A 13,875-nucleotide genomic window follows, 5' to 3' on the forward strand; every position below is an offset into this window, starting at 1 on the left:
CGCCGGCTGGAATAAGCTCGCGCCCTTCCTCTACCCCGTCGATCGGGGGAGAGGTGGCGAGCGAAGCTCGCCGGAGTGGGGGTCGACCGTTCATCAACAACATTGATCAAAAATCAGTCGGCGCGCCGCCTTCGGCCGTGCGCTTCTGGACGAAAGCGTTGAGTTCCTCGCGAATGGCGGGGTCCATGTACGGCTCGTCATAGGATGCCAGCCGCTCCTTCCAGACCTTGTTGGCCTTTTCCAGCGCCGTCGGCGATCCGGCTTCGGCCCAGGTCTCGAAATTGCGCCAGTCGGAAAGGATCGGCGAATAGAAGGCGGTCTTGTAACGATCCTGCGTGTGCTGGGTGCCGAAGAAATGGCCGCCGGGGCCAACCGACTGGATGGCATCGAAGCCGAGCGCCTCTTCGGAGAGGTCGAGCGGGGTCAGGAATTCGGCCACCATCTGCAAGAGGTCGATGTCCAGAATGGTCTTCTCGTAGGAGCAGCGCAGACCGCCCTCGAGCCATCCGGCCGCATGCATCATCAGATTGCCGCCACCTTGCACCGCGCCCCACAGCGAGAACACGCTTTCATAGGCGGCCTGCGCGTCGACCGTGTTGGCGGCGCAGGTGTTTGAGGTGCGGTAGGGGATGTTGTAGCGGCGAGCAAGCTGGCCACCGACGAGCTGCGCCTTCATGTATTCGGGCGTGCCGAAGGCCGGTGAACCGGATTTCATGTCGACATTGGAGGTGAAGCCGCCATAGCCGACCGGCGCGCCCTTCCTGACCATCTGGGCGAATGCAATGCCGGAGAGCGCTTCGGCGTTCTGCTGCACCAGCGCACCGGCAATGGTTACCGGGGCCATGGCGCCCGATAACGTGAATGGCGTGACGATGACGACCTGGCCCTTGCTCGACATCTGGATGATGCCTTCCATCATAGGCACGTCGAGCTTGAGCGGCGAATTGGTGTTGATGATGGTGAAGACGGACGGCTCCGCCAGCATCTGCTCATGGCTGATGCCGCGCGCGATGCGCGTGATCTCGATGCCATCGACATTGCGCTCCTTGCCGAGCGAATAGATGTGGAACACCTTGTCGGTCAGCGTCGCGAGATCGCGGACGCATTCGAGGTGGCGCACGGACGGATGGATGTCGGTCGGTTCGACCGGATAGCCGCCGGTGCAATTCAGGATGTTGTGCATCTGGGCCAGCCGCAGGAAGTTGCGGTAGTCCGCCTGGTTGCCCGGCCGGCGGCCACGATCGATGTCGGAGCAATTGGGTGCCGACGCCATCATCGAGATGATCAGATTGTTGCCGCCGAAGCGCACATTGTGCGCGGGATTGCGGGCATGGATGGTGAATTCGGACGGGCAGTTCGACACCAGTTCGAGGATCATGTCGCTGTCGAAGCGCACGCGCTCCGAGCCCTCGCGCACATCGGCGCCATGCGCCTTCATGATGCGGCGGGCTTCGTCGTGCAGAACGTCGACACCGATTTCCCTGAGCACGCGCAGGGAGGCGAGGTGGATCGATTCCAACTCATCCTCGGACACCAGCCTGGTCGGCGTCAGCGGATTTTTCAGCTGGCGGAAAGCCGGCTGCTCGAACGCGGCCGAGCCGCCGGCGCGCTTTCCGGCGCGACCCCCACGGCGGGCACGATCGGTTGCCGGAGCCGGTTCGGCGAGTTGAAGGGCGGCGGTCATGGGGAGCCTCGTACGATGCGAAAGTGGGCGGCATAATGGACCGGCGGCTGTCCGGCCATTGCGGAGGCGGCGACCACTAGAGCGAGGGAAGCGACATGCCCGAACGGCAGCCGCATGGCGGCGACCCGCCTTGTCACCGTGACGCGCCAGCAAGTGCTGAGCATGATCGGGGCGAATGTTGCCGACGGCGCGCACGTTACAGTACCGTCTTTTACTTCTGACATACTTGTATGCTGAACGTCTTTGGAGGGACAGCTAATGCCTGATGTCGTCAAAGTGCGTGCCGCGACAAACAATGAAGTCGCGTTCCTTTCCTGGGACATAGACGGGATGATCCCGGACTGCCTCGGTTTCGAGATCGTGCGCCTCTATCCCGATACGGGTGAGGAGCGTTGTCTGGCATCCTGGGTGCCTTTCAAGGGTCAGAGCAACCCGCGATGGATACCGCAGGATACCGGCGTCTGGCCGGTGCAGAAGACATTCTGGCGCGATCTTACCGTGCGGCGGCGGCGCGACAGCATAGACGTCAGGCCGGACGGCGAATTGATCGCCTACCGGGTGCGTCCGGTCGGCGACATGAAGCCGGGCCTCGATCCGGTTCCAGTGCGCCCCGACCAGGTCGTCGACGGCAAACCCGCCTATACCGGGACGCCCCGGCCGCTGGGCTATCTCGGTCAGGGCGCGGTCAGTCCACCGATCTTCTTGGGGCAGATGTTCGGCAAGGCGCGTGTTGCCTTCACCAACGGCGTGCTGTCGACGCAATGGATGTCGCACGCGCTGCAGGAGGCCGGCATCAAGGTCGGGCAGCGCGACAAGATCAGAGCGGTGCTGCAGGATCCGACCAGCAAGATACGCGCCTATCTTCATGGCGATGTGCCTGATGTGCTGACCAGTCTGTTGAAGCGGGCCCGGATTGACGGCGGCACCGTCAGGCTTGCGCTTTATGAGCTTGGCGATGACGAGTTGTGCGACGCCATAGTCGCCGCCAAGGACGTCGTCGAGGTCATTCTTTCCAATTCGGCCAAGGACGACCAGACCAAGGCCTGGGATGCCGGCAATGCGCCCTACAGGAAGCGCCTGCGCGATGAGGGCGTCGTGGTGACGGACCGCCTCTTCAACAACAACCATATCGGCCACAACAAATTTGCCGTCTACCGCGATGCCCAGGGAAAGCCGCAAGCGGTGATGACCGGCAGCACCAACTGGACGTCAACGGGGATTTGCGGGCAATCCAACAACGCCTTTATCCGTGACGATCCCGCGATGGCCGAAATCTTCGACGCCTATTGGCAGCGTATGAAAGCCGATTTCTTTCCGCCACCGGCCTCGGAAAGCGCGTCCGGCCACGTCGCGCAGACGCAAGGCGTGCCGTTTCGCAAGGAGAATCACATTCCAAACCCGCTGAACGGCGCCACCATGGCGCTGGATGGCATGACAGTCTGGTTCTCGCCGAACGACCCCGATCGCAACAAGAAGGACATTTCGGTGCGGCCGGTGGATCTCGAGGATGTCTTCGCCCGCATCAGGGCTGCGAAACGGGCGGTGCTGTTTCTGGTCTTCAATCCTTCGCTGCTTGGCGAAAACTCGGTTATCGACCAGGCCGTCGCGGCGGCGAAGGCCGATTCGAAGCTGATCGTGCAAGGCGCGATCTCCGACCAAACCGCCATGCCCAACTATGTCGCGCCGACCAAGGATCCGGTCACCCATAAATCGAACAAGGACGGCAAGGCGCCCTTCGTCTATCCGGAGAAGGTTTGGGAGGCGCCGAACGTCTCCATCGTGCGGGCGGCGAACCTGACCGGCGCCACCATCGCCCGCGACTTTCAGGCCGAGGTGCTGACGATCGGCCACGCGATCGTGCACGACAAGATCGTCATCATCGATCCGATGGAGGACAACGCCACCGTCGTCACCGGCAGCCACAATCTCGGCTACAAGGCCTCCTACGAAAACGACGAGAACCTGGTGATCGTCGAAGGCGACAAGACCTTCGCAGCCGCCTACGCGGTGCACATGCTCGACGTGTTCGACCACTACAAGTTCCGCGCCTGGCGCAGGACGATCGGCAAGGGTCCTTCCGACGATGACGGGCTTTCCACCGACGACAAGTGGCTGAAGCCTTACGCCGATGGCAAGAAGGGCGCGATCGCCCGTTATTTTCCATAGCGGCGGCAGCAGGGCACCTGCCATCCGTTCCTGTCTGCTATCGCTGGTCCCGCCCGAGGGGCCATTGGCGCAAGCGGATTTCGCTTGCCGGCCCTTCCTTTCCTCCGATCGAACCAGTAGCTGATGACCCTTGCCGGCCAGGAGGTCAGCTGGCACCTCACGTGGAATGACAGCATGGTCGCAACCGGCTCGAGCGAAGGCGAAGCGGGAACGCAGTGGGCGGCGCTCGCGGGCGTCACCGCAGCACTTGCCATGTTCGGAGCGGCGCAAGGCCTGAGCTCGCCGTTGTTCACGCTCCTGATGCAGAAGCAAGGCATGTCGCCAGGCCTGATCGGCCTGTCGGCGGCGATGATGCCACTCGGACTGATCCTGTCGGCCTCTTTCGTGCCGGTAGCGGTTCGGCTGGTCGGTGCGCGAAACCTGGCAGTCGGATGCTCGCTGATCGGAGCGCTGTGCTTCCTGGGCATCGGCTATCTACAGAACTGGGTGGCCTGGTACGTCATCCGCTTCATCATCGGCGTGGTCATCAATCCGCTCTACATCCTCGGCGAGGTGTGGGCGCTGTCGTTGGCGCCGCCGTCGCGGCGCGGCCGGGTGATGGGCGTGTTCAACACACTGATGGGCGCCGGCTATGCGGCCGGTCCGTTTACCCTGACCTTTGTCGGCATCGAGGGTTGGGCGCCCTTCAGCGTCGGCATTGGCGGCTTTGTGCTTTGCGCGGTCATTTTGCGCCTTGTCTCCTCGAAGCTCGCAGGGTTCGAGGATGACGGCCAGCCGCCGGGAAGTTTTGTCGGTTTTGCCCGGCTGGCGCCGGCGCTGCTGCTGGCGGTGTTGGTTTCGGCCGCCGTCCAGCAAAGCACCTATGCGCTGGTCCCGGTCTTCGGCGCAGGCTACGGCCTGCCTGAGGCGGTGCTCGCCGCCCTGGTGATGGCGCTGTCGCTAGGTAACATTCTTTTGCAGATCCCGCTTGGCCTGCTCGCCGAACGCTTCGGTGGCCGGCCGATGATCCTGGCCTGCGCGGTGGCGACGACCGTTTGCGCTGTTCTGCTCCCGCTGCTGATCACCACACCGCTGATCTGGGGCGTGCTTCTGGTAATGGGTGCGGTTGGCTACGGCGTCTACACGATGGCGCTGGTCGAACTCGGCAGTCGCTTCAGAGGCTCGCTGCTGGTCACCGGCAATGCGGCGTTCGCCTTGCTATGGGGCGTCGGCGGCATCGTTGGCCCGCCAGGCGCGGGCCTGCTGATGCAGGCGATCGGGCCAGTGGGATTGCCGACCGTGATCATTGGCCTCGACGCCTTGCTGGTGATCTTCGCGCTCTATCGTTCCTCCGTGCGCCGGAGGGGCAAGACATGATCGCGGCCGATTCGCACAACAGCGAGGCCGGACCGCAGTGGGCCGGTATCACCGGCGTGATCGCGACCGTCTCGGTGTTCGCTATCGCCCAGGGGCTGTCCTATCCGCTGCTGAGCTTCATCCTGCAGCGGCAGGGTGTTTCGCCGGCGATGATCGGCCTGTCGGCGGCGATGACCCCCGTCGGCTTCATCCTGTCATCGCCGCTGATACCTGGGCTGGCAAGGCGGTTCGGGGCAGGCCGTACGGCGCTCACTTGCGCGGCTCTTTCGGCCGTCGTGCTGGCGCTGATCGGCTGGACGCAGAACGTCTATCTCTGGTTTCCGCTGCGCTTCCTGATCGGCGTGGTGACCAACCCGCTCTATGTGCTCAGTGAAATCTGGGTGATCGCGCTGGCACCGCCGGCCCGGCGCGGCCGCATCATGGGCCTCTATTCGACGATCATTTCCGCTGGCTTCGCTACCGGCCCGCTTTGTCTGCTTGCCGTCGGCACGGAAGGGTGGCCGCCATTCCTCGTCGGCATTTGCGCCTTCGTGCTGTGCGGCATCTGCCTGGCGTCGGTTCTGCCGCGGCTGCCCAGGGTGGACGAGGCCGGGCATCAGGTTTCGGTGATGGGTTTCATGCCGCTCGCCTGGCTGCTTCTGTCGGCGGTGGTCGTGGCCGCCGGCTTCGAGCAGGCCGCGCTGGCGCTGCTGCCTGTCTATGGCACGCATTATGGCATCGCGGAGGCTCGCATGTCGGCGCTGCTGTCGGTCATGATCGCCGGCAACATTGCCATGCAGGTGCCGCTTGGCCTGCTGGCCGAGCGGTTGACGGCCCGCCTGGTGCGCTTCATCTGCGTCTTGCTGACGCTGTTCGGCTGTGCGCTGCTGCCGGTGCTGATAGAAACTCCGCTGGTCTGGCCCTGCGTCTTCGTCTGGGGCGCGGTGTCCTACGGCATCTACACGATGTCGATCATCGAGCTTGGCGAGCGCTTCACCGGCTCGGCGCTGGTCGCCGGAAATGCGGCATTCTCCCTGATGTGGGGTGTTGGCGGTATTCTGGTCCCGCCGCTTGCTGGCGGCGTGATGGATGTGCTCGGCGCGGGGGGCCTGCCGGCCACGCTTGGCGCGATCTGCGCAGTGCTGGCGCTGGCGACGATTATCCGCCGGCGGGTGCTGTGAACCAACCTGACGCTGGCCGCAAAAGACCATATCGCATCTTGAATGTCATCGCGGCCAACGCGATGTAGGCAAAGCCACCCAGAATCCCCCGGAGACCTGCATGACCTCTTCGACAACCAAAGCTCAGCCCTCTCAAAAGGCCGGCGATCCCTTCCTGTGGCTGGAAGACAGGACCAGCAGACAATCGCTCGACTGGGTCCATAGCCAGAACGAGGTCACGGTGGCGGAATTGCAGGGCGATCCATCCTATCAAGCGTCGTTCCAGACGGCGCTCGACCTGATGACGGCCGAGGACAATATCGCTGTCGGCGCGGCAATCGCCGGCTATGTCTATAATTTCTGGCAGGACAAGACCAATGCGCTCGGCCTGTGGCGCCGCGCGACGGTCGCCTCCTACAAGACCGACAAGCCCGACTGGGAAACGATCATCGACTTCGACCAGCTTGCGGCGAAGGAGGGGATAAAATGGGTGTTCGGCGGTGCTGTCAGGCTTTACCCCGATTTCAACCGCTGCCTGGTCTCGATGTCGCCCGATGGCGGTGATGCCAGCGCGATGCGCGAGTTCGACATCACGGCCAAGTCCTTCGTGGAAGGCGGTTTTCAGGCACCGGCGTCGAAATCGGGCTTTGGCTGGCTGGACGAGGATACGGTTATCGTCTCGGCCGCTTTCGAAGAGGCCGACAAGACAGAGTCCGGATATCCGCGCGTGGTCAAGCTCTGGAAGCGCGGCACCAGGCTGGAAGAGGCGACCCCGATCTTCGAGGGAAAGACCGAGGATCTTGCCGTTGGCGCCGGGGTCGAGTTCGACGGCGAGAAGCGTCACCTGTTTCTGGCGCGGACACTCAACTTCTTCGCATCGCACAGTTTCCTGCGTCTTCCTTCGGCCGAGAACCGCCGCATCCCGCTGCCCGACGACGTGACCGACACCGCGCTCTTCAGGGATCAACTGGTGTTCGGGGTGCGCAGCCCATGGACGGCGCCGGATGGTACCGCGTGCCAGCCGGACGGGCTTTACTCCTTCGATTTCGCGCATTGGATCGAAACCGGCGGTTTTGGCGCCATCGAGACGTTGCTGGCGCCGGCACATCGCGTGTCGATTGCAGGGCTCGCCAGAACGCAGGACCGCCTGTTCATCAGCCTGATGGACAATGTGCGCGGCAAGGTTCTCGTTTGCGAGCGCGAGGCCGGCGCCTGGTCGCTGAAACCTGTCGCGCTGCCTGAAAACGGCACTATCGGCATCAGCCATGCCGAGCATTTCGGCTCCACCGTCTCCTTCTCCTTCACGGATTTCCTGACGCCGAGCTCGATCATATGGTCTGATGACGATGGCGAGACGCTCGCAACGGTGAAGTCGCAGCCGGCGCGCTTCGATGCCTCGCCGCTGATCTCGGAGCAGTTCGAGGCGCGCTCGAAGGATGGTACGATGATCCCATACTTCGTCGTGCGGCGGCGCGACCAGAAGGGTCCGGTGCCGACGCTGCTCTACGGCTATGGCGGCTTCGAAGTGCCGCTCCTGCCCGGCTACGCAGGCGTGCGCGGCAGGCTGTGGCTGGAGAAGGGCAACGCCTATGTACAGGCCTGCATTCGCGGCGGTGGCGAGTTCGGCCCGGCCTGGCATCAGGCCGCACTGAAAGGCAAGCGCCAGAACGGCTTCGACGACTTTGCCGCGGTGGCTGAGGATGTCGTCAGGCGTGGCATCGCAACGCCTGCCTCGCTTGGCATCCAGGGCGGCTCCAATGGCGGCTTGCTGACCGGCGCATCCCTGACACAGCATCCCGAGCTTTTCGGCGCCGTCATCATCGAGGTGCCGCTGCTCGACATGCTGCGCTACACCGAACTGCCGCCGGGTGCTTCGTGGATGGCCGAATATGGCGATCCGTCAAAGCCGGAAGACGCCAAATGGCTTTCCGCCTATTCGCCCTATCAACATGTCAAGACGGATGCCGCCTATCCGCCGGTGCTGCTGACGACCTCGACCGCCGACGACCGGGTCCACCCCGGCCATGCGCGCAAGATGGCGGCCCGCCTGCAGGAGGCCGGACACGGCAAGACGCTGTTCTTCGAGGAGACCGAAGGCGGCCATGGCGGTCGCGGCGACCGCCGGCCACAGGCGGCGCAGACGGCGATGAAATATGTGTTCCTGCAGCGGGCGCTAGGCCCCAAGGCCTAGACGCATTCCGCTCATGGGCCAAGCAAAGGGTGGTTCACCTCGGCCAGCCTTTGCTCTAAGGTGCGGGCCATGGTTCTCGTCCGGATATCGGCCAGCCTCCTTGGGGTCAGGGCATTCCGCGTCGCGGTGACACCGTCATCGCGCACGCTGCGCGCCGAGCTTTTGCGGCTGTGCGCCCGCATCGGCTATTCGCCGCCTGCCGCCCTCTGATGCATTCGTCCCGGCGCCAGCCGGATTGAATTCCAGAGGGAAGATCAGACATGACCTATCAGAATTATTCGCTGAAGCAGCTTCAGCAGATCGATGCCGCGCATCATCTTCATCCGTTCACCGACCACAAGGACCTGCGCGAGGCCGGCGCGCGCGTCATCACTCATGCCAATGGCCCGTTTATCTACGATTCCGAAGGGACGGAACTGCTGGACGGCATGGCCGGCCTGTGGTGCGTCAATATCGGCTATGGCCGTGACGAACTGGCCGAGGCCGCCTATGCCCAGATGAAGGAACTGCCTTACTACAATTCCTTCTTCAAATGCTCGACGCCGACGCCGGTGCTGTTGTCGAAGAAGCTGGCCGAGATCGCGCCACGCAACGTCAACCAGGTGTTTTATGGCTCGTCCGGGTCGGAGGCCAACGACACCGCGTTGCGCCTCGTGCGCCACTATTGGGTGCTGGAGGGCAAGCCGGAGAAGAATCGCGTCATCTCGCGCAAGATGGCCTATCACGGCTCGACCATCGCCGGCACTTCGCTCGGCGGCATGGATGCCATGCACAAGCAGCTCAACGGTGCCGTGCCCAACATCGTCCATGTGATGATGCCCTATGCCTATGAGCTGGCGCTGCCTGGCGAAAGCGACCACGATTTCGGCCTGCGCGCGGCAAAGTCCGTCGAAGATGCCATCCTCGAGGCTGGCGCCGACAAGGTCGCGGCTTTCATCGGCGAGCCGGTGATGGGGGCGGGCGGCGTCAAGATCCCGCCGGCAAGCTATTGGCCCGAAGTGCAGCGTATCTGCCGCAAATACGATGTGCTTTTGATGCTGGACGAGGTCATCACAGGCTATGGCCGGACAGGTGAGTGGTTCGCGGCCCAGACCTTCGGCATCGAAGCGGACACCATCACCACGGCCAAGGCGCTGACATCGGGCTATCAGCCGCTGTCGGCGCTGCTGGTCGGCGACCGTATCGCCTCGACGCTGGTCGAGAAGGGCGGCGAGTTCAACCATGGCTACACCTATTCCGGTCATCCCGTGGCTTGCGCAGTGGCGTTGAAGAACCTGGAGATCATCGAACGGGAAGGCCTTGTCGATCGCGTCAGAAACGACACCGGGCCTTATTTCGCCAGGGCATTGCAGGAGCGGATTGCCGGGCATGATCTGGTCGGCGAGGTGCGTTCGATCGGCCTGATGGGCGCGATCGAGATCGTCAGGGACAAGGCGACGAAGGAGCGTTTCCTGCCGTCGGGAAGTGCCGCGGTGGCGGTGCGCGACCACGCGATCGCCAACGGCATGATGCTGCGCGCCACCGGCGACACGATGATCCTGTCGCCGCCGTTGATCTGGACCCGCGACACCATCGACATGGCCTGCGAGCGCATCGGCAAGGCGCTCGACCTTGCGCAAGCCGACCTACGCAAGCGGTAAAACGAAGCCGGGCGTCCGCTGATTGGGGGCCCGGCCCTAAAATCCGTCGCGGTGGGAACGATGTCACCCGCCGCGCGTAATTGCTGGGCAGCGCATCGGCTGCTGTTTTGGGGGCTGTGTTCATGAGCAGGACGGGCAAGAGCCGGCGCGGCCGAGAGGCTGCCGCGATCGGCGGCGATCTCATGCTGGCGCCCATGGTGGCGATGATGCGACTGCCTCTGATGGCAATTGAGGCTGGCAGCGACCAGCCATGGCGCACCGAGACCGCGCGAGCGGTCAACGAGAAGACGGTCGCCCTGGCCGAGGGGATTTTCGCGGCGCAAATGTCCTTGCTGCGGTCGGCATCAGGCTTCTGGCCTGAAGTCTTTTCCGGCCGCACGCCGTCGTTGTTCAACGGCGTCGCGGCCGAACGGTCGATCAGCGCCGCGCTGAAGCCGGCCAGCCGCGCGGTAAAAAAGAATTTTCGCCGGCTTTCGTCCAGGACTTGAAATGAGCGCCGCGGAACTTTGATTTTGCGCATTGTCGACATGATGCGCTAGAACCGATCGGCACACGTACCGATGGGGGACATCATGGCCGGACAACCGCTCAACCAGCCGGCCGAAATTCCAGCCGAACTCGATCGCTGGAACTGGGGCGCCTTCTTTCTCAACTGGATTTGGGGCATCGGCAACAGCACCTTCATCGCGCTGCTGGCGCTGATCCCCGTCGTCAACCTCATCATGATCATCGTGCTCGGCGCGCGCGGCAGCCGCTGGGCCTGGCGGAACCGTGCCTGGCGTGACGCCGAACAATTCCGCAAGACGCAACGCAATTGGGCGATCGCCGGCCTTGCCGTCTGGGTGGTCAGTATCGGCGGCTGCGCGACGATGGTAGGCAGCATTCCCTTCGTGCTCAAAGGCAGCGACGCCTACCATATGACCATGGATGCCGTCCGCGCCGACACCCGGGTGAAGGCCGCCATCGGCGATGATGTGACCGATAATTTCTGGGTCGGAGGCCACCTCAACGTCAATGCGAATGGAGCGGGCGACGCCCAGTTCAGCATTCCCGTCCACGGCGCCAAGGGCAAAGGCACCGTGTTTTCCCATCTGGTTCGCAATGCCGGCGCATGGAGCACGCGCCTGCTCGTGGTCCGCGTGGATGGCGTCGATGCACCGATCGTGCTGACCAATGAAGATCACGTGCCGATCCCGGGTGCGGCGATCGGAATATAGACGGATCGTCGGTAACAAAGGGGCCGGAAATGCAAAAACCGCGCCCCATCGGGAACGCGGCTTTGCCAGATACGCATGGCGTTTCGCTACGAAGACACTTGCGAAACTTACGGGCTCCGGTACGCGAGACCTGATCCGGAGCGCCGGGCGGATGCGATATGTCCGCCTCGCAATCCGTTTTATAGGGACATCGTTACCGCGGAGTTATCGAGAACTTAAGCAAATCTAAATTTACGGTTCTTTTCCTGGAAAGGCCCGAAAAAACGCTATCGAATCCGCTGCTTACGCTGAATTTCCGCGCAGAAAATTAATTATGCCGGAGAAATCGGCGCCGCCATGGCCCTGGGCGTTGAACAAGGCATAGAGCTGCGCCGCTTCAGCGCCGAGCGGCGTCACCGCGCCGGCGCCAAGCGCTGCTTCCTGGGACAATTTCAGGTCCTTCAGCATAAGAGCCGCCGCAAATCCCGGCTTGTAATCCCTGTTGGCGGGCGAAGTCGGCACCGGGCCGGGCACCGGGCAATAAGTGGTCAGCGACCAGCACTGGCCCGAAGATGTCGAGGCGACGTCGAACAGCGCCTGATGCGACAGGCCCAGTTTTTCCGCCAGCACGAAGGCCTCGGCGACGCCGATCATCGAAATGCCGAGGATCATGTTGTTGCAAATCTTGGCGGCCTGGCCGGCGCCGTCGCCACCGCAATGGACGATGCGTCCGGCCATCGGTTTCAGGATCGGCTCGGCTGCGGCGAAGGCATTTTCGGAGCCACCGGCCATGAAGGTCAGCGTGCCGGCCGTGGCACCACCGGTGCCGCCCGAAACCGGCGCATCGATCGAGAGCAGGCCATGTTTCGCTGCGATGGCATGCGCCTTGCGCGCCGAATCCACGTCGATGGTCGAGGAATCGATGAACAGCGTGCCCTTTTTCGCTTTCCGCGCGATCTCTTCATAGACCGACAGCACATGCTTGCCGGCCGGCAGCATGGTGATCACGACATCGGCATCCTTCACCGCGGCCGGTGCGTTGGCCATGACGACGACGCCGTGTTCCCGCGCGACGGTCAGGTTCTCCGGCATCAGGTCGAAGCCATGCACCGCATGCCCCGCCTTGACCAGGTTGGCGGCCATTGGATTACCCATATTGCCGAGGCCGATGAAGGCGATCGTCGTCATAGTCTCTCTCCCGGAGCTTGCTGGCTTCAGCGGCCGATCAGGGCGCGCGCGATGATCACGCGCATGATCTCGTTGGTACCTTCGAGAATTTGATGGACGCGCAGATCACGCACCAGCTTCTCAATTCCGTAATCATGCAGATAGCCGTAGCCGCCAAGCAGTTGCAGTGCATCGTTGGCGACGTTGAAGCCGGTGTCGGTGACGAAGCGCTTGGCCATCGCCGACCATTTGCCGGCGTCCGGCGCCTTGCGGTCGAGCTTCGAGGCCGCCGCATAAAGGAAGATGCGCGCGGCCTGCAACTCTGTCTCCATGTCGGCCAGCCTGAACTGCAGCGCCTGGAACTGGTTAATTTTCGAGCCGAAGGCCTCGCGTTCGGCGGTATAAGACAGAGCCTTGTCGAGCGCCGACTGCGCGCCGCCCAGCGAACAGGCGGCGATGTTCAGCCGGCCGCCGTCGAGCCCGGCCATGGCGATGCCGAAGCCGGCGCCTTCACCCGACAGAAGGTTCTCCGCCGGCACCTTGCAATCCTCGAAAATCACCTGGCGGGTCGACTGCATGTGCCAGCCCATCTTGTGTTCGTTGGCGCCGAAGGAGAGGCCGGGCGCATCCTTGGGCACGACAATGGTGGAGATGCCTTTCGGGCCGTCGGCGCCGGTGCGCACCATGACGGCGTAGACGTCGCTGTCGCCCGCGCCGGAGATGAACTGCTTGGCGCCGTTGAGAATATAGTCGCCGCCGCTCTTCACCGCGCGCGTCTTCAATGCAGCGGCATCGGAGCCGGAGCCCGGCTCGGTCAGGCAATAGCTCGCCAGCCATTCCATGGAGGTGAGCTTCGGCAGGAAGCGCTGGCGCTGTTCTTCATTGCCGAAACGGTCGATCATCGAGGCCACCATGTTGTGGATCGAGATGAAGGACGAAAAGGCCGGATCGGCATGCGACAGCGCCTCGAAGATCAGCACCGCATCGAGCCGGCCGAGCGCGGAACCGCCGACGTCGTCCCTAATATAGATTCCGCCGAGGCCGAGCGGTCCGGTTTCACGGATCACGTCGGCGGGAAAGTGCTTTCGGCGGTCCCAGTCTAGCGCATTGGGCGCGACGCGGTCGGCAGCGAAGGCCTGGGCCATCTCCTGGATGGCGCGCTGTTCCTCGTTGAGTTCGAACTGGCTGATGCTCGCATCGACCGCGGCGTCCATGGCGTGCTCCCTATGTGTTGGCCAGCTAGCCCGCTGGCCTGTCGTTTTTGGCTTTGCGCGCGCACCAATCTAGACCAATGATACCGCCGCGCAACCCGACCCGCCGCGGATCGGCTGTGCAC

General features: G+C 63.4%; 11 protein-coding genes. 8 read left to right on the plus strand and 3 right to left on the minus strand.

What is annotated here, in order from left to right; translation table 11 throughout:
- Positions 1-106 precede the first annotated feature (106 nt).
- Entirely contained in the window at positions 107-1,684 is a 1,578-nt protein-coding gene (locus tag C7I87_RS17370) for a trimethylamine methyltransferase family protein (protein ID WP_149905355.1), read from the minus strand.
- Between the two features lie 258 nt (positions 1,685-1,942).
- Between C7I87_RS17370 and C7I87_RS17375 the strand changes: the two genes are divergently transcribed.
- From C7I87_RS17375 to C7I87_RS17410, 8 genes are all read left to right on the plus strand, one after another.
- Positions 1,943-3,850 carry a phospholipase D-like domain-containing protein gene (locus C7I87_RS17375; RefSeq protein WP_149905356.1) on the plus strand — a complete coding sequence of 636 codons (1,908 nt, stop codon included), beginning with the start codon at positions 1,943-1,945 and terminating at the stop codon, positions 3,848-3,850.
- Between the two features lie 174 nt (positions 3,851-4,024).
- Positions 4,025-5,206 (plus strand): MFS transporter, encoded by a 1,182-nt coding sequence (locus C7I87_RS17380; protein ID WP_149905357.1) that lies wholly within the window; start codon positions 4,025-4,027, stop codon positions 5,204-5,206.
- On the plus strand, positions 5,203-6,366 hold the full coding sequence (locus C7I87_RS17385) for an MFS transporter (RefSeq protein ID WP_149905358.1): 1,164 nt from the start codon (positions 5,203-5,205) through the stop codon (positions 6,364-6,366). The genes C7I87_RS17380 and C7I87_RS17385 overlap by 4 nt, the downstream gene beginning before the upstream one ends.
- 100 nt (positions 6,367-6,466) lie before the next feature.
- Positions 6,467-8,536, plus strand: coding sequence for a prolyl oligopeptidase family serine peptidase (locus tag C7I87_RS17390; protein ID WP_149905359.1), 2,070 nt, complete (start codon positions 6,467-6,469; stop codon positions 8,534-8,536).
- Between the two features lie 69 nt (positions 8,537-8,605).
- Positions 8,606-8,746, plus strand: coding sequence for a capsid protein (locus C7I87_RS17395; RefSeq protein ID WP_149905360.1), 141 nt, complete (start codon positions 8,606-8,608; stop codon positions 8,744-8,746).
- 50 nt (positions 8,747-8,796) lie between these two features.
- A complete protein-coding gene (locus C7I87_RS17400) occupies positions 8,797-10,176 on the plus strand; it encodes an aspartate aminotransferase family protein (RefSeq protein ID WP_149905361.1) in 1,380 nt (459 codons plus the stop codon).
- A 122-nt stretch (positions 10,177-10,298) separates the two neighbouring features.
- Entirely contained in the window at positions 10,299-10,664 is a 366-nt protein-coding gene (locus tag C7I87_RS17405) for a hypothetical protein (RefSeq protein ID WP_149905362.1), read from the plus strand.
- An 84-nt stretch (positions 10,665-10,748) separates the two neighbouring features.
- Positions 10,749-11,393, plus strand: coding sequence for a cytochrome c oxidase assembly factor Coa1 family protein (locus C7I87_RS17410; RefSeq protein WP_149905363.1), 645 nt, complete (start codon positions 10,749-10,751; stop codon positions 11,391-11,393).
- A 282-nt stretch (positions 11,394-11,675) separates the two neighbouring features.
- On the opposite strand, the gene mmsB is transcribed toward C7I87_RS17410, so the two are convergent.
- Together mmsB and C7I87_RS17420 are read right to left on the minus strand one after the other, a co-directional pair.
- Positions 11,676-12,560 carry a 3-hydroxyisobutyrate dehydrogenase gene (gene mmsB / locus C7I87_RS17415; protein ID WP_149905364.1) on the minus strand — a complete coding sequence of 295 codons (885 nt, stop codon included), beginning with the start codon at positions 12,558-12,560 and terminating at the stop codon, positions 11,676-11,678.
- Between the two features lie 26 nt (positions 12,561-12,586).
- Entirely contained in the window at positions 12,587-13,753 is a 1,167-nt protein-coding gene (locus C7I87_RS17420; RefSeq protein WP_149905365.1) for an isobutyryl-CoA dehydrogenase, read from the minus strand.
- Positions 13,754-13,875: the final 122 nt, after the last annotated feature.

Origin of the sequence: Mesorhizobium sp. SARCC-RB16n (assembly GCF_008520305.1) — a bacterium.
Lineage (GTDB): Bacteria > Pseudomonadota > Alphaproteobacteria > Rhizobiales > Rhizobiaceae > Mesorhizobium.

Excerpts from the sequence above, each read along its gene's own strand:
- C7I87_RS17370 (WP_149905355.1), bottom strand. The coding sequence starts at position 1,684 with ATGACCGCCGCCCTTCAACTCGCCGAACCGGCTCCGGCAACCGATCGT.
- C7I87_RS17375 (WP_149905356.1), top strand. The coding sequence starts at position 1,943 with ATGCCTGATGTCGTCAAAGTGCGTGCCGCGACAAACAATGAAGTCGCG.
- C7I87_RS17380 (WP_149905357.1), top strand. The coding sequence starts at position 4,025 with ATGGTCGCAACCGGCTCGAGCGAAGGCGAAGCGGGAACGCAGTGGGCG.
- C7I87_RS17385 (WP_149905358.1), top strand. The coding sequence starts at position 5,203 with ATGATCGCGGCCGATTCGCACAACAGCGAGGCCGGACCGCAGTGGGCC.
- C7I87_RS17390 (WP_149905359.1), top strand. The coding sequence starts at position 6,467 with ATGACCTCTTCGACAACCAAAGCTCAGCCCTCTCAAAAGGCCGGCGAT.
- C7I87_RS17395 (WP_149905360.1), top strand. The coding sequence starts at position 8,606 with ATGGTTCTCGTCCGGATATCGGCCAGCCTCCTTGGGGTCAGGGCATTC.
- C7I87_RS17400 (WP_149905361.1), top strand. The coding sequence starts at position 8,797 with ATGACCTATCAGAATTATTCGCTGAAGCAGCTTCAGCAGATCGATGCC.
- C7I87_RS17405 (WP_149905362.1), top strand. The coding sequence starts at position 10,299 with ATGAGCAGGACGGGCAAGAGCCGGCGCGGCCGAGAGGCTGCCGCGATC.
- C7I87_RS17410 (WP_149905363.1), top strand. The coding sequence starts at position 10,749 with ATGGCCGGACAACCGCTCAACCAGCCGGCCGAAATTCCAGCCGAACTC.
- mmsB (WP_149905364.1), bottom strand. The coding sequence starts at position 12,560 with ATGACGACGATCGCCTTCATCGGCCTCGGCAATATGGGTAATCCAATG.
- C7I87_RS17420 (WP_149905365.1), bottom strand. The coding sequence starts at position 13,753 with ATGGACGCCGCGGTCGATGCGAGCATCAGCCAGTTCGAACTCAACGAG.